Annotated in this window: 12 protein-coding genes; 10 read left to right on the top strand and 2 right to left on the bottom strand. The window is 35.5% G+C overall.

From position 1 onward, the window contains the following. The first annotated feature begins 40 nt into the window (after positions 1–40). Both ACN1CN_RS08140 and ACN1CN_RS08135 read left to right on the top strand, forming a co-directional pair. Positions 41–1,048 carry a 3-oxoacyl-ACP synthase III family protein gene (locus ACN1CN_RS08140; protein WP_173968299.1) on the top strand — a complete coding sequence of 336 codons (1,008 nt, stop codon included), beginning with the start codon at positions 41–43 and terminating at the stop codon, positions 1,046–1,048. Positions 1,049–1,231: 183 nt separating this feature from the next. Continuing rightward, complete coding sequence (locus ACN1CN_RS08135) at positions 1,232–1,903, top strand: copper homeostasis protein CutC (RefSeq protein ID WP_419135292.1); 672 nt, start codon at positions 1,232–1,234, stop codon at positions 1,901–1,903. Positions 1,904–2,001: 98 nt separating this feature from the next. Here ACN1CN_RS08135 and ACN1CN_RS08130 read toward each other — a convergent pair whose 3' ends face one another. Next, positions 2,002–4,416, bottom strand: a complete 2,415-nt coding sequence (locus ACN1CN_RS08130; RefSeq protein ID WP_291284990.1) for a TonB-dependent receptor family protein — start codon at positions 4,414–4,416, stop codon at positions 2,002–2,004. Between the two features lie 310 nt (positions 4,417–4,726). Here ACN1CN_RS08130 and argS point away from each other — a divergent pair, with 310 nt between their 5' ends. The 4 genes from argS to ACN1CN_RS08110 all read left to right on the top strand — a co-directional run bounded on the left by argS (position 4,727) and on the right by ACN1CN_RS08110 (position 13,161). Continuing rightward, positions 4,727–6,505, top strand: a complete 1,779-nt coding sequence (gene argS / locus ACN1CN_RS08125; RefSeq protein WP_419135291.1) for an arginine--tRNA ligase — start codon at positions 4,727–4,729, stop codon at positions 6,503–6,505. A gap of 760 nt (positions 6,506–7,265) precedes the next feature. After that, positions 7,266–10,562 carry a SusC/RagA family TonB-linked outer membrane protein gene (locus ACN1CN_RS08120; RefSeq protein WP_419135290.1) on the top strand — a complete coding sequence of 1,099 codons (3,297 nt, stop codon included), beginning with the start codon at positions 7,266–7,268 and terminating at the stop codon, positions 10,560–10,562. Positions 10,563–10,565: 3 nt separating this feature from the next. Then, complete coding sequence (locus ACN1CN_RS08115; protein WP_419135289.1) at positions 10,566–12,068, top strand: SusD/RagB family nutrient-binding outer membrane lipoprotein; 1,503 nt, start codon at positions 10,566–10,568, stop codon at positions 12,066–12,068. Between the two features lie 382 nt (positions 12,069–12,450). Next, a complete protein-coding gene (locus ACN1CN_RS08110) occupies positions 12,451–13,161 on the top strand; it encodes a hypothetical protein (RefSeq protein WP_291284986.1) in 711 nt (236 codons plus the stop codon). A 511-nt stretch (positions 13,162–13,672) separates the two neighbouring features. Here ACN1CN_RS08110 and ACN1CN_RS08105 read toward each other — a convergent pair. Continuing rightward, positions 13,673–14,575, bottom strand: a complete 903-nt coding sequence (locus ACN1CN_RS08105; protein WP_264525250.1) for a DUF6607 family protein — start codon at positions 14,573–14,575, stop codon at positions 13,673–13,675. Between the two features lie 105 nt (positions 14,576–14,680). On the opposite strand from ACN1CN_RS08105, the gene ACN1CN_RS08100 reads away from it, so the two are divergent. From ACN1CN_RS08100 to ACN1CN_RS08085, 4 genes are all read left to right on the top strand, one after another. Beyond that, a complete protein-coding gene (locus ACN1CN_RS08100; protein WP_419135288.1) occupies positions 14,681–16,789 on the top strand; it encodes a TonB-dependent receptor plug domain-containing protein in 2,109 nt (702 codons plus the stop codon). 19 nt (positions 16,790–16,808) lie between these two features. After that, entirely contained in the window at positions 16,809–17,891 is a 1,083-nt protein-coding gene (locus ACN1CN_RS08095; RefSeq protein WP_419135287.1) for an HmuY family protein, read from the top strand. Between the two features lie 400 nt (positions 17,892–18,291). Beyond that, positions 18,292–19,776, top strand: a complete 1,485-nt coding sequence (locus ACN1CN_RS08090) for an SGNH/GDSL hydrolase family protein (RefSeq protein ID WP_419135286.1) — start codon at positions 18,292–18,294, stop codon at positions 19,774–19,776. Next, positions 19,769–21,190 carry a GDSL-type esterase/lipase family protein gene (locus ACN1CN_RS08085; protein WP_419135285.1) on the top strand — a complete coding sequence of 474 codons (1,422 nt, stop codon included), beginning with the start codon at positions 19,769–19,771 and terminating at the stop codon, positions 21,188–21,190. Before ACN1CN_RS08090 ends, ACN1CN_RS08085 begins: the two co-directional genes overlap by 8 nt. Position 21,191: the final 1 nt, after the last annotated feature.

Genomic DNA, 21,191 nt, shown 5'->3' with positions numbered 1-21,191 from the left:
TAAATTTGCATTACAATTTTTTAACAAATAATAAAAGAATATGTATCATTCAAAAATAGCGGGCTTAGGATATTATGTCCCTTCAAATGTTGTGACCAACGATGATTTGTCTAAGATAATTGATACCAATGATGAATGGATTCAGGAACGTACAGGAATTCAGGAGCGTAGACATATTATTCGTGGAGAAGACACCACAACTACAATGGGAGTAAAAGCAGCTAAAATTGCTATAGAACGTTCTGGCGTAGCCAAAGAAGATATTGATTTTGTAGTATTTGCGACCTTAAGTCCGGATTACTATTTTCCAGGGCCAGGAGTTTTGGTACAACGTGATTTAGGATTGCGTACAGTAGGAGCACTGGATGTTAGAAATCAATGTTCAGGTTTTGTGTATGCATTGTCGGTTGCCGATCAATATATCAAAACCGGAATGTACAAAAACATTTTGGTGATCGGTTCAGAAGTACATTCAACGGGATTGGATATGACAACCCGCGGTCGTGGTGTTTCGGTAATTTTTGGAGATGGAGCAGGAGCAGCGGTTTTGAGCCGTGAAGAAGATTTGACAAAAGGAATTTTATCGACGCATTTGCATTCAGAAGGACAGCATGCTGAAGAATTGGCTTTGCAGGCACCGGGAATGGGAGCGCGTTGGGTGACTGATATTATTGCAGATAATGACCCGAACGACGAGAGTTATTACCCATACATGAACGGACAATTTGTGTTTAAAAATGCAGTAGTTCGTTTTGCAGAGGTTATTAACGAAGGATTGGAAGCAAACGGTTTGCAGGTTTCGGATATCGATATGTTGATTCCGCATCAGGCGAATTTAAGAATTTCGCAATTCATTCAGAACAAATTCAAATTGAGTGACGATCAGGTGCACAATAACATTCAGAAGTACGGAAATACTACTGCTGCCTCTATTCCGATTGCTTTGACAGAAGCGTGGGAACAAGGAAAAATTAAATCAGGAGATACTGTGGTTCTGGCTGCTTTTGGTAGTGGTTTTACCTGGGCAAGCGCAATTATTAAGTGGTAATTAATTCATCTTGCATTATATTTCAAAACCTGCTCTTTTTTAGAGCAGGTTTTTTTATATCCGGCTGAGTGGAGTCGTCGTTGTGGTTAGCCTAACCTTTGCCTTCTCTCGCTTTGACCGTTCCGTTTTTAATTTATACTTTTGTTCAGCAGCATCAAGCCGATGCAATTTTAAATCAATCAAATGAAAAAAAATCAACTGGAAATAGCCTGTTTCAATTACGAATCGGCGATAATTGCGCAAGACAATGGTGCGGACAGAATCGAATTATGTGATGATATGCAGCTTGGCGGAACAACACCAAATTTGATAACTGCAGAACGAGTTCGCGAAAAACTAACCATCAAAATGCACGCTATTATCCGGCCTCGTGGTGGTGATTTTGTTTATAGGGAAGAAGAGTTTCTGGAAATGAAACAAGATATTAAACAATTGAAAGCACTTGGAGTTGATGGTTTTGTTTTCGGAATTTTAAATCAGGACGGCAGTGTAAATAAAGAACAGAATTTGGAATTGGTACAATTGGCCAGTCCGCTTTCGTGTACTTTTCACCGTGCTTTTGATGTCGTAAATTCTATCGAACAAGGATTGGAAGAGGTAATTGAATGCGGTTTTCAAACGATATTAACTTCAGGAAGAGGCAAGAATGTTGAAGAAGGAATTTTTGATTTAGCAGTGATTCAAAAACTGGCTGGTGACCGAATTGAAATCATGCCCGGGGGTGGTTTACGCTCTTCGAATATTAAATTACTACAGGAAAAATTGCAGCCTACTTTTTATCATTCGTCGGCCATTACTGATCAGACAGAAACAGCAAATCCTGAAGAAATAAAAGAGTTAAAAAACTTTTTGTAGAGGATACAGTTAATAATGAATAAAAAAAGCCTGGAGTTGGCAAACTCCAGGCTTCTTCATTTTATACGAAACTATTAAAATCGATTGGTAATGTTGGATTAAAATAATCCGCCACCGCCTTTATTCGTATTGTCTTCTCTTTGTTTACGTTGCAGGTTTTTGATTTTCGCACCTCCAAAGTTGTACGTTAAACCTAAATAAACGGTTTGGCTTTCCCATGTAAATTGTCCTGAGTGTGAATAAGGATACTGAGAATCGAAAGCATATTTCATTGTATTGAACACGTCGTTAAAACGTAAGCTAATGTTCATTTTGTTGTTTAACAAGGTGTAACGAGAACCCATGTCCATTTTGTACATTGCATGACTGTTATTTTGCAGACCTTCAACTTCTCCTCTGTAAAATCCGAATAATAAGAAACTTAAACGTTTGTTTACTTTAAAGTTTGAATTCATACGACCGTTAAAAGCACCAACAGTAATTTTTCTATCCAGAGGGCTACTTTTTTGAGTTACCGGATCGTATACAAACACTATACCTTGTTGGTTAATGCTTGAAAAGTCAATAGATGGTGAAATATCCCACCATTTTGCAATTTTATAAGTGAACGAAGCTTCAAAACCATAAGAAGTATTGTTGTCAAAGTTCGAATACGTTAGGATTTGTTTGTTACCACTTGGATCTGTGTCATCTGGAAGTAAAACTCTGCTGATTTGGTCGTTGATGCTTCTCACAAAAACACCTGCAGTAAAACTTCCTTTTTCGAAAGTTTTAGTATAATTTACTTCAACCGAATTCGTGAATTGAGGTCTTAATTCAGGATTTCCTAATGCTGTAATTAATGGCGTAGAAAACTCACGAATAGGTTTTGTTTGCTCTAAACTCGGACGGTCTACACGACGGCTGTAGCTCAACTGAAATGTGTTTTTCTCATTCAGGTTATAAGTCAAATAAGCCGATGGGTATAAGGTGATATAATCATCATTAAACTTATCCAGACCATGATTTAAGTTGGCTACAACTTTATAGCTTTCAAAACGAGCTCCTACCTGATAACTGAATTTTTTGAATTTCTGACCAAATGTTACATAAGCAGAATAAATATCAGTATCGTAAGTGTAATTCGAAATTGGAAGTGCTGCAAGCGGATTACCGGTGATATAATCGTTATCCGTTTTTGTAATTCTGGCTTCGGCACCTGCTTCAAGAGTTGTTTTTTCGTTTAATGGATTTACGTAATCAACATTTAAAGTACTTAATTTACGAGTACCGGCAATATAATCGATATAAGACTGGCTGTCTGTACTATTGTCTTTTTTTCTTATTTGTGTATCAAAACCAGCATTTTGCGTTTCTTTATTGTTGCTGTAGTTGGCTTCAAAATCTAAAGTGTGACCTTCTTTTTTAAAGATATGTTTGTAAGCCAAATTGTAAGTTCCTACGTTATCCGGACCAGTATATTTTGATTTCTGTAACATATTGTTAATGTCAGAACTGCTTACATTACTGTAATCAATATTCGTGTCTACAAAAAACTTACCGTTTGATTTATTCTGATTGGTATAAAAAGAGATCGTATTGTGGTCATTGATGAAATAATCCATTCCAATTTTATACAGGTAAGAATCATTTTCGTTCACAACATCAATTTTCTGACGAATGTCCTGATCGTATCTGTTGATGAAACCATCGTTATAATAAGTTCCGAAATTTTGTCCTACGTTACCAAAGAAATTTACTTTTCCGGTTTTATAGTTCAAATCCAAAGACTGATTGTATTTGGCTACTTCTCCAAAAGTGATTCCGCCACTGTAGCTTCCGTTGAAACCAGTATTGCTGTTTTTGTGTAAAATGATATTGATAATACCTGACATTCCTTCCGGATTGTACTTGGCACTTGGGTTGGTAATCAACTCAATTTTTTTGATCGAGGTCGATGGAATTTGTTTCAACAACTGAGCTGGATCAATATTCGAAGGTCTTCCATCAATCAATACACGTACATTATCATTTCCGCGAAGCGAAAGTTTTCCGTCCTGATCTACATTCACAGACGGGATGTTGTTCATAATATCAGATGCAGAAGCTCCGGCAGTAGTCAAATCTTTTCCGACAGTAATTACTTTTCGGTCAATTTTTTGCTCGATTGTCGAACGCTCACTTACGATATTTACTCCTTTAAGCTGCGTTGCTTCTTCTTCAAGAGACACATTAATAGTAGCGGTTTTTTTGTTGTCGCTTAAAATTAAAGAACCTACATATTTTCTAAATCCAATGTATTGAATTTCGATCGTATAACTTTTTAAAGCCAGATTCTTGATAGAGAAATCTCCGTGGTCATCAGAGTTAACCCCTGTAACCACTTTCCCGTTTTCTTTGATAGAAACTGTCGCGTAAGAAATAGGCGCGTTATTTGATTTCTCGGTAATTTTTCCGGAAACAGTTCCTGAATTCTGTGCATTTGCTGTTGTTATTACACCCAGTAATACAAACAGAAAGAATTTTAGTTTCATAATGTAATGATGATTTTGGAGGATTGATGATGATTGTTTTTGTTTTTGTTTTTTTGCCCTCAAACTAATTTGAAGTTCTTATTAAGACTCTTTTGCCATAGATATGTTACAGAAAAAAGTGAAAAAAAAATATATTTTTATAAGATCGTCTGTTTTATAACAGGTTAGCTTTTTGATTTTTGGATAATTTTAACACTTGAAAGCGAACGCTTTTTAAGAATTCAGGATCGTTTTATACCATTTAATATGTTTTTGATTTTCTGTAATTGATGAATAAGCAGTATATTTGCTCACTTTAAAATAAGTTTACATGTCATTATCACAAATTCTTACTCCTTCTATACAAAAAGCAATACAAGCATTATTTGATGTTACTGTTGATAAAATCGAATTTCAAACGACCCGAAAAGAATTTGAAGGCGATATCACAATGGTGATTTTTCCTTTGTTGAAAGTGATCAAAAGCAATCCTGCCGAACTGGGCAGTAAAATTGGAAATTATTTAGTTGAAAATGTTTCCGAAGTAGCCCGTTTTAATGTGGTTTCGGGATTTTTGAACATCGTTATTGCCGATAGTTATTATTTGAATTTCTTTAATGAAATAAAAGACAATACAAAATTTGGATATGTAACGCCAAATCCGGAGGACAAAGCGATTATGGTCGAATATTCTTCGCCAAATACCAATAAACCACTGCACTTAGGTCACGTACGTAACAACTTGTTGGGATATTCGGTAGCCGAAATTATCAAAGCATCAGGAAAAAAAGTATATAAAACACAAATTATTAACGACCGTGGAATCCATATTTGTAAATCGATGCTGGCTTGGCAGAAGTTTGGAAATGGTGAAACTCCCGAAAGTTCAAATTTGAAAGGAGATAAATTAGTAGGTAAATATTATGTTGAGTTTGATAAAGCGTACAAAGCGGAGATTTCTCAACTAATGGAATCCGGTAAAACCGAAGAAGAAGCCAAAAAACAGTCCCCAATTATCATTGAAGCACAAGAAATGCTTAAAAAATGGGAGTCTGGAGATGAAGCTGTAATTGCGCTTTGGAAAATGATGAACCAATGGGTTTATGATGGTTTTGCTATTACCTATAAAAATCTGGGGGTTAACTTCGATAAATACTATTACGAAAGCAATACGTACCTGTTAGGAAAAGATGTTGTTCAGGTAGGTTTAGACAAAGGGGTTTTCGAAAAAGATCCTGATGGTTCTGTTTGGATCGATCTTACAGATGAAGGTCTTGACCGTAAAATTGTTTTGCGTTCTGACGGAACTGCGGTATACATGACACAGGACATTGGAACTGCAATTCAGCGTGTAAAAGATATGCCGGATGTAGGCGGAATGGTTTACACCGTGGGTAACGAGCAGGATTATCACTTTAAAGTATTGTTCCTGATTCTGAAAAAATTAGGTTTTGACTGGGCTTCAAGCCTGTATCATTTGTCATACGGAATGGTTGATTTGCCTTCCGGAAAAATGAAAAGCCGTGAAGGAACCGTTGTGGATGCTGATGATTTGATGCAGGATATGACGGATACTGCCAAACAAATTTCGGAAGATTTAGGAAAACTGGACAGTTATTCAGCTGAAGAAAAAGCCAAATTGTACCAAACCATTGGTCTTGGAGCGTTGAAATATTACATTTTGAAAGTAGATCCTAAAAAACGTATTTTGTTTAACCCGGAAGAATCTGTTGATTTTGCCGGAAATACAGGACCATTTATTCAATACACTTACGCGAGAATTCAATCGATTATCCGTAAGGCCGATTTTGATTTTTCGGCTAAAACCAATACAGAAGAATTACACGAAAAAGAAAAAGAATTGGTCAAACAAATCGAGCTTTTCCCGGAAGTAATTCAAAATGCGGCACAAAATCATAGTCCGGCCTTGATTGCTAACTATACTTATGATTTGGTAAAAGAATACAACTCTTTCTATCAGTCAGTACACATACTGGGAGAGACGGATTTAACTAAAAAGATCTTCAGAGTACAGCTTTCGCAAAAGGTTGCTGAGGTTATTAAAGCAGCATTTACTTTATTAGGAATTGAAGTTCCGGAGCGTATGTAAAAGAACTAAAACACATAAATAAGGAGAAGCCAATAGTTTTACTATTGGCTTTTTTTTTTACTTTTTTTAAAACACAAGGAATAATATCTTGGTTGTTAGTGTGTTGCATTCTTTGTTGATGAAGCTATTTACAGATTGCTGTTGGGCTAAAATTTGTCTTAAGAAATATTTTTTCCGAAAAACATAAATTGTAATACAATTCTTATATATTTGTAAAACCAAAAGCAATTCTTGCATAAGGGGCAAATAATTATTTCGACACTGCTCTATAATTATTTTATCCTGATACTCCAGGTACAATTATCCGATACAAATACTGTAAACTTTTATGCTTTCAGATCAATTTTCTGCGAGCATGATCATAATTCCTTCATATTCATTTTTATTTATTTTGAATTAGTACACTTTTAGTAAAAAATGACTAGGAATAAACTGTCCAAAGTCAATTTGGACAGTTTTTTTAATTCAAAAAAGGAATTGTTTCTGCATTATTTCCTCACTAAAGAGAAATAAAAAGTCTGAAAACTGACTTTTTGAGATTGAAGGAAATAGATTTTATACCAAAATTATTCTTACAATATTTTAGCAGGTCTGCCTTTTTTTAAACACTGTAAATCAATGTGTTTGTGTTTTACGTTTCCTCTTATCAATCTATAAAGTAATATTATTAGTACATTTATTAATGTTAAATGTTTTAAAATTCTTGTTAAAATTAATTTAAAACAATAAGTTGCGTCATTAATTCAAAAAATGAAAAATAATGAAACTTAAATTAAATGGATTTTTAGTGCTGTTCCTGACACTAGTGTCGCAAATTACATTTGCCCAGGGGAGAAGTGTTTCAGGTACTGTTTCGGATAAGGCCGGACTTCCGCTTCCAGGAGTAAGTGTACTGGTTAAAGGAACGAAAGTTGGAACACAAACAGATTTTGAGGGAAAATTTACGATTAAAGCAGCAGCAGCCGATGTTTTGCTTTTTAGCTTTGTGGGGATGAAGCCTCAGGAAGTAGCGGCAAGTTCTTCTTCGCTCCGTGTGAAATTGCTAGAAGATTCGATGCAATTAGAAAATGTGGTTGTAACAACTGCTTTGGGGATTAAAAGAGAAAAGAAGTCCCTCGGATATTCTACACAAGAGATTACAGGGAGTGACTTATCGGCCGGTGCCGGGAGTGCAAACTTCCTCAACGAACTTTCAGGAAAAGCGGCAGGTGTTAGTATCCGAAAAAATACAAACTTTGGCGGTTCTACTAATGTTGTTTCAAGAGGGATAAAAAGTCTTACCGGCGACAATCAAATGTTGATCGTAATTGATGGTATGCCGGTTAACAATAGCAATATTAATTCAAACCTGGGAGATCAGACAAAAGGTGTCCGTAACACTTACGATTATGGTAATGCAGGTATGGACATTAACCCGGATGATATCGAAACATTAAACATTCTGAAAGGGGCTGCAGCATCAGCATTGTATGGATGGCAGGCCGGTAATGGGGTAATCATGATCACCACCAAAAAAGGAAAATCTAAGAAAGGACTAGGGGTTACCATTACCAGTGAACTTACTATAGGAACTATTGATAAATCGACCTTTCCGGATATTCAGACCAAATATGGGCAAGGATATGGCCCGACATATGATGAGAAGGGGAAGCCAATAGGTATTCCGACAGGACCTACAGGCGCTTTTTTTACAATTGATAAAAATGGAAATCAGGTAGCGACCACTATTGATGATGCCTCTTATGGTGTGGCATTTGATCCAAAACTTTCTGTTTTTCAATGGGATGCTTATACGCCGTTTTCTGATAATTATGGCAAAAAAACACCATGGCAGGCTGCTAAAAATGGACCGATTACGTTTTTCCGAACCGCTCAAATATCCAATAATTCGATCTCTTTAGAAGATGCCAATGACAAAACTAATTTTGTACTCAATTTAAACCATTACAAAGAAAATGGTATTTTGCCCAATAGTGAACTGAAGAAAAATAATTTAAGTTTAAAATTCAACCACAAATTTAGTGACAAATTATCAACGAGCATTTTTGCCAATTATTCCTCTCAAAATACATTGGGTAGAAATGCAACCGGATATGGTGGAAATAATGTAATGGGGCAATTTCGCCAATGGTGGGCTACAAATGTGGATATAAAAGAACAAAAAGAGGTCTTTGAAAGATCGGGAGGACAAAATATTTCCTGGAATATGGCTGACCCTGCAAATGGAAAGTTTAATCCGAAGTATTGGGACAATCCTTACTTTTCACGATATAAAAATTATCAAACGGATGAGAGAAATCGTTTTATTGGTTACGTTCAGTTTGATTATAAAATAAGCGACTGGTTATCGGCTTCCGGAAAAGTAAGTACAGACAGTTATGCTGAATTACGTGAAGAAAGACTGGCTGCCGGATCTCTAAATGCTGTATTTGGAATAAACAGATTAGCGGTACCTTCCGGATATCAAAAGTATCAAGGGATGTTTTCGGAACAAAACTATCAGTTTACTTTAAACTTTAAGAAAGACATTACTGCTGATCTTTCTCTAACCGGACTTTTAGGGACCAATGCTTTACGAACAAGACGAACTTCCACTCTTGGATCAACAGAAGGAGGACTAATTGTTCCGGGTCTTTATGCCCTGTCTAATTCAGTATCACCTAGTCCGTTTGCACTAGAAAAAGAAGATAATTCAGGAGTAGACAGTGGTTATGCTTCCCTTTCATTTGGTTTCAGAGACTTTTTGTTTTTAGATGGAACCTTTAGGTATGATGCTTTTTCTACTTTACCCAAAGGGGATAATTCCGTAAATACTTTTTCTGCTTCTACAAGTTATGTCTTTACCAAACATATCAATCAGCCCTGGTTGTCTTTTGGAAAATTAAGGGCCAGTTATGCTGAAAATCCACAAGGAAACATAGATTTATATGCTTTACAGGATGTTTTTACTAAATTCAATCCATTTGGTGATGGACAACAGCTTTACTCTATTCCAAACGTAGCAAATAATCCCGAGTTGCGTCCGGTAAAAACGGCCTCACAAGAAATTGGTTTGGAGATGCAATTTTTTACAAGAAGAATCGGTTTTGAAGTGAGTGCCTACAGAAGTTTAAGTTCTGATCAAATATATGATGTGGATTATTCCACTTCAACAGGATATTCTAAAAAATACATCAATTCGGGTTCTGTAGAAAACAAAGGGCTTGAGGTGCAATTCAATGCAACTCCTGTAAAAACGGAAGATTTTCAATGGGATGTTTTTGTAAACTGGTCTAAAAATAAGAATGAAGTTGTTAGTTTAAGATCGGGTATTGAAACAATTACATTAGGTACTTTTCAGGGAAATGCAAGCATTATTGCAAAAGTGGGTCAGCCATATGGGACTATTATTGGGAAAGACTATACCTATACCCCGGATGGACAGAGAATTACAAGTAATGGTTCTTATGTATTGAGCACTACATCTACAAATGTTATTGGAAATGTTACTCCGGATTGGATCGGTGGTTTGCGTAACAAGTTTACTTATAAACAAATTTCAGTAGGCTTCCTGATAGACATGCAAAAGGGTGGAGATCTTTTCTCTCTGGATCAATCTTACGGACAAGACGCCGGTTTATACAAATCGACAGCCGGAAACAATGAGTTAGGAAACCCGGTAAGAAATACGATTGCTAACGGAGGTGGAGTTATACTTCCGGGTATTGATAAAACTACGGGTTTGCCAAATACGATAAGAACACCGAATCCGGAAGCATCCGGAAGCATATACGGTTATAGTAGCAACCCTCAAAAAGCTTTTGTATATGATGCCAGTTACATCAAGTTGAGAGAGGTAAATATTACGTATCGTTTTCCAATAGAAATTATTTCTAAAATGGGTTTAAATGATTTACGTCTTTCTCTTGTAGGTTCCAATTTATGGATTATCCACAAAAATCTTCCAGACGCTGATCCCGAAAGCGGACTTAGTTCCGGGAACTTAGCGGCAGGCTATTCTAACGGATCTCTTCCGACCACAAGAAATATAGGCTGTAACCTAACTTTAAAATTCTAAATTATGAAAAGAATATTTTCTTTACTATACATCATTACAGTAGTCACCTCCTGTAGTGATATTACCGATCAGAATGTTGATCCTAAGAAACCAACGATTACCAAAGCAGAATATTTATTTACCAATGCTCAGAAAAAAGTCGTGGATCAAATGGTGAGTACCTCTGTAAACTATAATGTTTTTAGAATGTTTGTGCAACAATGGACAGCAACTACCTATCCTAATGAAAGTCAGTACGACATCACCGGAAGAAAAATTCCGGACCAGCATTTTTCAGTTTTGTACCGGGATGTATTGATGGATTTAAAAGCATCGCGAGAATTAATTGTACCTGAAATTGCGGTTTCAGCTTCTGAAATCGCTATAAAACAAAATAAGCTGGCTTTAATTGAGGTTTTTGAATGTTACAGCTATAGCGTTTTGGTGGATACTTTTGGTGATGTGCCTTATACACAGGCATTAAATATAAAAAAATATCCTTTGCCGGCATACGATGATGCAAAAACAATCTACAAAGATCTTATTAAAAGATTTGCAGCAGCGGCAGTCATTTTAAAAGCCAATACACAAGATCCTAATTTTGGCCGGGCCGATCTTGTTTACAATGGCGATGCAGCAAGTAATGCCAAATGGGCTAAGTTTGCTAATTCAATGATCGTAAGGCTTGCGGTGAATATTTCTGATGTTGATCAGGCCTACGCTGCTACGCAAATTCAGGCAGCACTTGTTTCAGGGGTATTAGGAAGTAATGCCGATAACACTAAACTAAATTATTTAGCAACTGCAGGCAATCAAAATCCATTGTTTGCGGATTTAGTGACAAGCAAAAGAGATGACTTTATTCCTGCTGAACCTTTTGTCGCGGCAATGGATGCCATAGGAGGTGATAAAAGAATGGACAAATATTTTGTTAACGCAACTAAGCCGGTTCCGGTAATTCCGGCTGGAAGAAGTTATGTAGGAGGTACTTATGGAGAAGCCAATGTTTTTGGATCTTATTCTCATATTACAGGTACATTGAACAATCCTGTTTTTCCGGGGACGCTGTTTGATTATGCTGAATTGCAGTTTTTACTGGCAGAAGCTGCTGAAAAAAAATTGGTTCCCGGCGGTACGGCACAAGCCGAAATTTATTACAATGCCGGAATTGATGCTTCTTATGCCGATTGGGGATTGACTCAGGCGGATGCCAATAAATACAAACTTTTACCAAAAGTTGCTTATACAAATACTGCGAGTGGAGCTACCTGGCAGGAAAAAATAGGCATGCAATCTTGGTTTGCCCTTTATAATAGAGGTTTTGAAGCATGGACTTCTTACAGGAGACTGGATTATCCAAAATTACTACCCTCAAATACTTCAAAAAATAGAGGGTTTTTAACGGTTCCTGTGAGATACACTTACCCCGGTGTTGAGCAATTTCAAAATGGTACTAGCTATACCAAGGCAACAGCTGCGATTGGAGGAGATTTAATGACCACTAAAGTATTCTGGGATAAAAATTAGATTTTTTTAACCGATAATTTTATACAGAAAACCGATAGTCTTAAAAGGCTATCGGTTTTTTGAGTTTTACATTTCTGCATTACACGTAATGCAAGGGTAAATTCTTAAATGTTTGTGATTGGTTACGACTGTATTTTACTCAAAAATGTAAAGTAATTAAGACGAAAATCGCAGTTGCTTTTTTGCTGAATTTTCGTGTAAAAAACACAGTTTATCATTTGTAAATCTCGTTTTTATGGTTATGTTTACAGTAAGAAAAAGATTTGTAAAAAAGATTTTCCGAACCACTAAATACAGGATGTCACGTAGAGAATTCTGTTAAAAAAATAATCGAGGAAGCCGAAAATCGCAAGAGTAGGCAAACAATTTAACCAAAAAACAAATGATTAAAAATTCCTTTTTACTACTAGTGCTTCTGGTAGCGTGTTGCAACGTGAATGCTCAAGATTTGATTTCGCCTTCTTATGGATTTTCCCACAGTAAAACAGCTTACATAACTTTAGCCGATGGTACTGAAATTAACGGTACTATTAAAGATATTGATAGAGACAAAGGTTTGATTGAGTTTATCAAATTACAAGACGGAGCCGGAAAAAAGCACAAACTAAAACCGGAAGATATTAAATTCATGTACTTGCCGCCAAGTGGATTAGACAACTTAGGTAAGAAACTTAATTTCCTTGAAGATTTCAAAAAATGGAATGATACGAAGTTGAACCAGGATTTTTTAAATGACGGATACGCTTATTTTGAAACTACTGATGTAAAAATCAAAAAGAAAAACAGCAAATTGTTAATGCAATTACTTAATCCTTCTTTCAGTAAAGAATTTAAAGTATACTGTGATCCTTATGCAAAAGAAACAACTTCTTTAGGAGTAGGTGGTGTAAAATTTATTGGTGGAGATGCAAAATCGTACTATGTGGCTAAAAAAGATTCACCGGCATTTTTACTAAAGAAAAAAGATTATAAAAAAGAATTCGTTCCATTATGGGGAAGCTGTGAGAAAATAATTGCTGCAAATCCGGAGCCTAAATGGACGGATTTAACGAAACATATTGTTACATATTCTGAATGTGCAGAAGCTAACTAATATTTTTTATAGCAATTAGGTTTCCTATATATAGTGAAATCAAGAGCCGATAGTGTTGTAACTATCGGCTCTTTTTGTTTTAGCTTTTTTGATTCTTATCTTGTTTTTCGGGGGCTAGATAGTCAAAGTGCTGGATTTTAGCCTCGTGAAAAAGTAAAAAAATAGTACTGTATTTACTTGTATCGCATTAAATGATATACTAATTTTCCGGCTTTAAATAACAAGATATAATGAGGTTCTAATCTCTTTATTTACAGACTCTAAACATCTTCTCAAGAGTTTTTTTGTTATAACCAAAGTAAATAATCTCGATACTTATCACAAAATATTAAAGATACTCACCTTTTATTAATTTTAATTTTATGCTGTTTTGAATTAGTAAGCTAATAGCTCTTAATTAAACATAGAAGGTATTAGACCGTTTGAATTAATTTTCAGACGGTTTTTTTTGGCATAAAAAAAGCCGATAGTTGTTGAAACTATCGGCTTTTTGTAACTAACACAAATATTTTTATTTTACAAACTTGTTGATGATCGCATCTGTTTCTGCTTTTGTAGCAGTTGGTTTTAAATCAAACAAAAGAGAGTAAAGCGCTTTTCTGTCTACTTTAGCTTCCAAGTTTAAATCCTGGTGTCTGTCAAAAAGCGTTTGCCATTTGTCACGAACATTTTTCCAAAGTGCGTTGTTTTCTTTCCACCATTTTTGAGCAGCGATACATTTAATATCTGCTACTTTAGTATAAACGTCTAAACCTTTTTCTTGAGCTAGCAAAACATCTTTTCCGCTGTCATCACGAACCAATTTGTCATTGTCTTGCTCATGATTCCATCCTGTAGCTGTAATTTCGTGAATGTTTCTTCTTTTTAAAACATTATAATCATTACGTTTTGTTTGCTCTCTTCTTGGTAGTGGTGCATCAGCGATGTTTGCCCAGTAGTCTTGTCCGTCTACGTGTACCCATGTAGAAGATCCTTCGTAACGTGGACTATCGTCTACCTGATATACTTTTTGACTCCATTGTCCTTTAACTGCTTTTTTGTCCAGTTTTTTATATTTCCATGAAGTCCCTTTGTTGAAAGTGTATAAGTCAGTGTTTTCGTACAGCCAATCTTGTCTCCAGTGTTTGATGATCATATCGTCACTTACAATTAATAAGTGTTGCATTACAATTTTGTTTGGAGTGTCTTCTAATAACTCAACCCATTCCAAAGCAGATTCATGTTTTGTTTGAGATGGTTTATAAGTTGCAGAATCTTTAGCGTATTGAAAAGTTTCTGCGAAATTAAACTTCACTTCGTAGCAACCACACATAGATTTGATGGATTTGATGTCTTGTTGTTTTTTATCCTGACTGAAACCAAGGCTACAAGTCAAAGCCATAACAGCTGAAAAATAGAGGCTTTTTGAAATCATAACGTAATATTTTGTTTTTTAAATTTTCGCAAATATATGGATTTAATTTAGAACAAATAAAAATAGTTTATATATTTGCGCCATTATTAAGAATGAATAAAAATAATGAAAATCAAATTTATCTTTTTTACAGCTTTTCTTTTTTGCCAAATTTCTTTTGCACAGAAGAAAGATACCACGGCTGTAAATAAACTTTCTGAAGTGGTGGTTACCGGGCAGTTTGAACCACAGTCTATAAAAAAATCGGTGTTTAATGTTCGTGTGATTTCTAATAAAGACATACAAAATTTAGCAGCAAATAATTTAGCAGATGTTTTAAATCAGTATTTAAATATTACAGTAAGACCAAGTGGAACTAGCGGACGTTCAACAGTTTCTCTTTTCGGATTGGATGCTCAATATTTTAAAATTCTGGTGGACAATATTCCATTAGTTAATGAAGCAGGATTAGGTAACAATACTGATTTATCCCAAATCAATCTTAATGATGTTGATCATATTGAAATTGTAGAAGGTTCAATGGGAGTGGCGTATGGTGCCAATGCCGTGAGTGGAGTTTTGAATATCATTACCAAAAAATCTTCGAAGTACAAATGGGATATTAATGCCGCTGTACAGGAAGAAACGGTGGGCAAAGAATTTTCTGCTTTTGATAAAGGACGTCACATTCAATCATTGCGCGTGGCACATACCTTCAATAAAAATTGGTTTGTAAGTGTTGGAGCAAATCGAAATGATTTTCAAGGATTTTTAAATGGCAGAAAAGGGAAAGATTATTCCGAGGCTGATTTTACACGCGGTTACAGCTGGTTGCCAAAAGACCAGTTGAATGGAACCGCTTTGATTTCCTACCAAAAAGATAATTTTAGATTTTTCTACAAATTCGAATACTTAGATGAAAATGTAGATTTTTATAATAGTACAGTACAATCGAATTTCAGTCCTACTTTGGGATCTTATCGTTATGCCGACGATAAAAGATATTTTACCAATAGATACTTTCATAATTTGAATGCAAGTGGAACGCTATTTTCTCAATTGTATTATAATGTATCCCTTACGCATCAGAAACAGCAGCGCGAAGTAGAAGATTTCAGATACTATTTGTTTACTAAAACAGAAGACACGAATGTTAAAGTAAAAGACCAGTCGATGGAAGTGCTTTCGTCTACAGGAACTGTCAGTAATTTTTTCTCCGATAAAAAGGTCGATTTACAACTAGGTTATGAGTTTGTAAATAACAGAGGACTTTCGATAGTAGAAGCACAGGGCAATAATCTAAAAACTGTTTATAAAACAATTGAAAACTACGATTTTTTTGCCTCTTCAGAGATCATGGCCTCTGAACGATTTTCTATAAAACCCGGAATACGATTTTCGGCACAGTCTAAATTCAAAGATCAGTATGCTTCCTCAATTGCATTAAGATACTTATTTGATAAAGGATTGGAACTTAGAGGTTCTTATGGAAATGGTTATCGAACGCCAAACTTTGAAGAATTATATGCGAATCAAATTTTTGATGGACATTTTTTTGCTGCAAATGAAAATTTAATTCCCGAGACAAGTACTTCTTATGAAGTTAGTCTTAAGAAGTTTACCACATTTTCTTCCGGTTTACAGCTTTCCAATATGATTTCAGGAAGTTATATGGATGTTAACGATAGAATTGATATGGTATTTATAGGTAAAAACGACAATACAGGAACTCCTGAATATCAATACAAGAATATCAACAAATACAAAATGTGGAATTTTTCTGCAACCAATCAAATTAGAATAGATGGGTTGACAGTCAATGTTGGAGCTGCATTAATAGGTGTTTCGCAACTTATAGACAATCAGCAAATTGTTTCAGATGATTCATTTCTTTACTCCTTTAATTTAAATGCAAGTGCGTCTTATAATATTTCAAAATGGAAAACAATTATTTCCGGATATTATAAATACAATGGAAGAAGCCAACAATTCCTTGCTTCAGGTTCGGAATTCATATTGTCTACTATAGCACCGAGTAATTGGCTTGATGCCTCTATTCGAAAAAATCTTTTTAAAGACAAATTTGAAATAACAGCAGGAGCACGAAATATTTTGAATATAACAGATGTAAATCGAACCGGAACAAGTGGAGGTGCTCATTCAACATCTTCGAACTTAATGCTTGCTTACGGACGTTCTTACTTTTTAAAATTAGCATATAACCTTAATCTTTAAATATTAATACATAAATACAATGAAAAAACTTTTATTACTATCATTCGCTTTCTTATCACTTGCATCATGCTCAAGTGACGACGATACCCCGGTTGAAATCCCAACCGTTGGAGCAACTTTACAACCAGCAGTTGGAGGACCAAATCAACCAAATCAGGTTTACCTTGATTTAAGTGCTGCAGAATCTAAATCAGTAAACAGAGAATCTTGGAATTTTGGATTTTCAACAGGTGCTGATTTTAGAGTTGTATTGAACGGATCTGTTAAGATGGCAGTTAAAAAATTAGCTACATCAGATATTACAGTATCACAAACAATCGATGCTAACGTTTCAGTTGGAGCAGGTGAAACACTTGCATCAAACGGATATGTTGACAATCCAACAGGTGTTTTAGCTGGAGCTGGAGCAGGAATTGGAACTGCTATCGCTGAAGTTTCTGCAACGGATGCTGATAACAAAGTATATTTAGTTAATCTTGGATTTAAAGTTTCAACAGCAGTACCGGCAAAAGGGGCTGTAAGTGTTGACGGTGATGCAAGAGGATGGAAAAAAGTTAGAATCTTAAGAAGCGGAAACGGATACAAAATTCAATATGCTGATTTGACTTCTACTACATTTACAGAAAAAGTAATCTCAAAAGAAGCTGATTTTAACTTTACATTTTTCAGCTTAGCAACAGGAAATACAGTTTCTGTTGAGCCTCAAAAAGCAAAATGGGACTTAAACTTTACAGTATTTACTAACTATTTAAATATGGGTAGTGGTGAAGTGACTTACGGATACTCTGACTTTATTACAACAAACGCAAAATCTGGAACTCAGGTTTATCAGGTTGTAACTACGGCTGATGTAACTTATGCAAATTTCACAAAAGCAAATGTGGTTGAAGCAAACTTCACACTTTCTAAAACAGATCAGAGAGTTATTGGATCTAACTGGAGAAGTGGTGGTGGACCAACTACTTTACCAAGTGTTAGAACAGATCGTTTTTATGTAGTTAAAGATGCTGCCGATAACTACTATAAAGTTAAATTCCTGGCGATGACAAACGAAGCAGGAATAAGAGGTTATGTTACTTTAGAGTACGCAATCTTGAAATAATAAGAAAATAAGAGACCTCGAATAATAAATTGTTCGAGGTTTTTTTTAAGCTGTAGTTATCTGAATTCTTATTTTTTTAAAGGACTTTATTTCTATAAAATCCGTTCAGGAAGTGAAGAAATTAAAACAGGTAAAATTATAGTGCAATAAGAATACATTGAGTCCATTAAGCTCTGTTCACTTTAAAATTTAGTTAATCATTAGCTTTGTTTTTTTTATTTTTTTTTTTTGATAAAGAGGTTGGATTTATTCAGCCTCTTTTTTTGTTTTATTTTAATGTTAAAAACAATCTATAAATTAATGTTTAATTCTATCTTTGCCCATACTTTTTTATAAGGAATTAGTAGGAATTTTGAATAGAAATTTTTAACGAATCCTTTCTTCAAATTTATTATTACGAGTGAATACAAAATCTTATTTCTTTCAGTCTTTTGCAATTGTGGCATTGGCATTCATCGCTTTCATTGGATTTAAGCAAATCTTGCCCGATAAAATTTTTTCGGATAGTAAAGTAAATTCTAAAAACGTACTTATCGATAGTCTGCTTTTGGAGTCAGTCGCAAATGATTCTCTGGAACAGCAGGGAGACAGTCTGACCGAAGACGAGAAAAAAGAAGCGAGGGAAAAAATCGTTTTTGATGCCTCAGAAGGAATTGAGTTTCCATCTGAAACTTTCGATAACTATAAAGGATATCAATACCTGATTTCTTTTTACGAAAAATTATACCAGCTGGAAAAGAACCCGCAGGCCAAAGTCAGAATCGCCTATTATGGAGATTCTATGACCGATGGAGATTTAATTGTGCAGGATGTTCGTGTCAATTACCAGGAACGTTTTGGAGGCAGTGGAGTTGGTTTTGTTTCTATTAATTCAGAATCTGCTGCATCAAGAGGATCTGTAAAATCGTCGTCTTCCAAAAACTGGAAAATGCAATCCTATCTGAACGTAAAACACCCAACAAGTCCTTTTGGAGTAAATGGCCACGTGTTTTTTGCAAATGATAAATCAAATACAACCTGGGTTCAGTATGAAGCAGGTTTGAACAAACACGCGACAACTTTAGACAATCCAACATTGTATTATGGAAGGGGATCTAAAAAAGGAAACGTGAACTTCATTATCGGAAGAGATACCTTGCGAAAAAGCCTTGTTCCAAACAATCTGATCAACACCCTAAAAGTGACTTCAGGAAGTATAAAAGGATTCAAAGCTAATTTTATTCATTCCGATTCGATTCCAATCTATGGTTTTAACTTTGATAACGGAAGCGGAATCCATGTCGACAACTTCTCGCAAAGAGGGAACTCGGGTTTGCCAATTTCGATGTTTAATGCCAATGTGATGCAGGGCTTCAATAACAGTCTGAAATACGACCTGGTTATTTTGCATTACGGAACCAACGTTTTAAATTACGGAACCAAGAATTACAATTGGTACCAAAGAGGAATGACCAAAGCTGTGAATAAAATTAAGGAATCTTTTCCGGGAGTTTCTATTTTGATTATCTCGACGGCTGATAAATCGACCAAATACGATTTGGAAATGAAAACCGATTCAGCTGTTGTTCCTTTAATGAGAGCGCAAAAAAGATATGCACTTGAAACCGAATCCGGATTTGTGAATTTGTACACCTTAATGGGAGGTGACGGATCGATGGTGAAATGGGTAGATGAATCTCCGGCAAAAGCCAATAAAGATTACACTCACTTTAACCAGCGTGGCGCAAAAGCTATTGGTAAATTATTATACGATCAATTGAATAAAGGATACGAGCAATATAAAGTATTACGAGTAAACAGAGAGACTGATGCGACGAAACGGAAAGCAGTCAGGAAAACCAATACAGATTCCGTTGCTGTAAAAACAGATAGCGTAAATGAATAGACTAATTATTTTCTTTTGTTGTCTTTTTTTCTCAACAAACGATAAAACACCAAAGACAGATCCAATTTCAATTCCAAAAAATATGATTCATAAAGTCGATACAGCAGCTGTTGATTCTTTTTCGGGAGACAGAATCTATAATGCAGAAGTTTTGGTGCCGTTTTTTTTGAAATTAAAGTCGAACGAAACCCAAAATAGTCGAAAAATCAATGTGGTACACATTGGAGATTCTCATATTCAGAGTGATTTAATGACAAATGAGATTAGGAAAAACCTGCAGCAAAAATTTGGTAACGCCGGTCGCGGGCTTGTTTTTCCACATCAGCTAGCCAAAACAAACGGTTCTTATAACGAGCGGTTCCGTTCGAACAGAGCATGGGAAAGTTATCGAAACATTCACCCTTTCAAAAATGTTCCGGTTGGATTAAGCGGAATCGCACTTTGGAGAGACAATGGCGGTTTTGCCGTTGAGCTGAATGTTAAAGATCCGGCTTATAATTTTAATACCATTAAGATTATTACGCCTCACAATCAGAATATGTTTGATTTGGCAACCTCTTCTCAAACCAGAACGATTCAGTCTACAGAGCGTAAAGTAATCACCCATAAAATTAAAAAAGGAGAGGCTATTTCGACCATTGCCGATAAGTACAATGTTTCGGTGGCCGATATCAGAAAAGACAATCATCTAAAGTCTAATAACATTCGCGCGGGACGAACATTGAAAATCAGAACTAACGAAACCAAACCCAGAAATATCACGAGCTCTGAATTTGTTCCGTTAAATCTGGAATCCGATTCGTTTACTCATTATTACAATTCTGAAAAGACACTGAATCGTATTTTTCTGCTTCCGAATAAAGAGGCTTCAAAGTACGAACTGAACGGGATAGTTTTAGAAAAAGATGCACCGGGTTTAATTTACAGCAGCATTGGGGTCAACGGAGCCAAGTTTTCAGATTATAACAAATACCCGTTGTTTTTTGAACAGTTAAAAGCATTACATGCCGATCTTATGATTTTTTCGCTGGGAACAAACGAAAGCTACGATCATATGGAAGCATCGGCCTATATAAAGGAATTGCGTGATTTTATAAAAAATGTAAAAGAACAAAATAGTAATGTTTCTATCATTGTAATGACTCCGCCTCCGTCTTTACTCAAAGCAAGAAGACCCAATGTTTATGTCCGCGATTATGCAAAAAGTATCATTGAAATTGCAAAGACAGATGGTTTTGCCGTTTGGGATTTATACGATGAGCTTGGGGGCATGGATGGAATCCGGAGTTTAAAATCCTCAGGGTTAATTGGGCCGGATTGGGTTCATTATTCTAAAAAAGGATACGAAAAACAAGGAAACTTGTTTACAGAAGCATTTTTAAAAGCATACGATAATTTTAAATTAAAGAATTAAG

Origin of the sequence: Flavobacterium sp. T12S277, from assembly GCF_048514875.1 — a bacterium.
Taxonomy (GTDB): domain Bacteria; phylum Bacteroidota; class Bacteroidia; order Flavobacteriales; family Flavobacteriaceae; genus Flavobacterium.
Note: the sequence above shows the minus strand (reverse complement) of the source record. Positions and strands in the feature narration are given on the sequence as shown.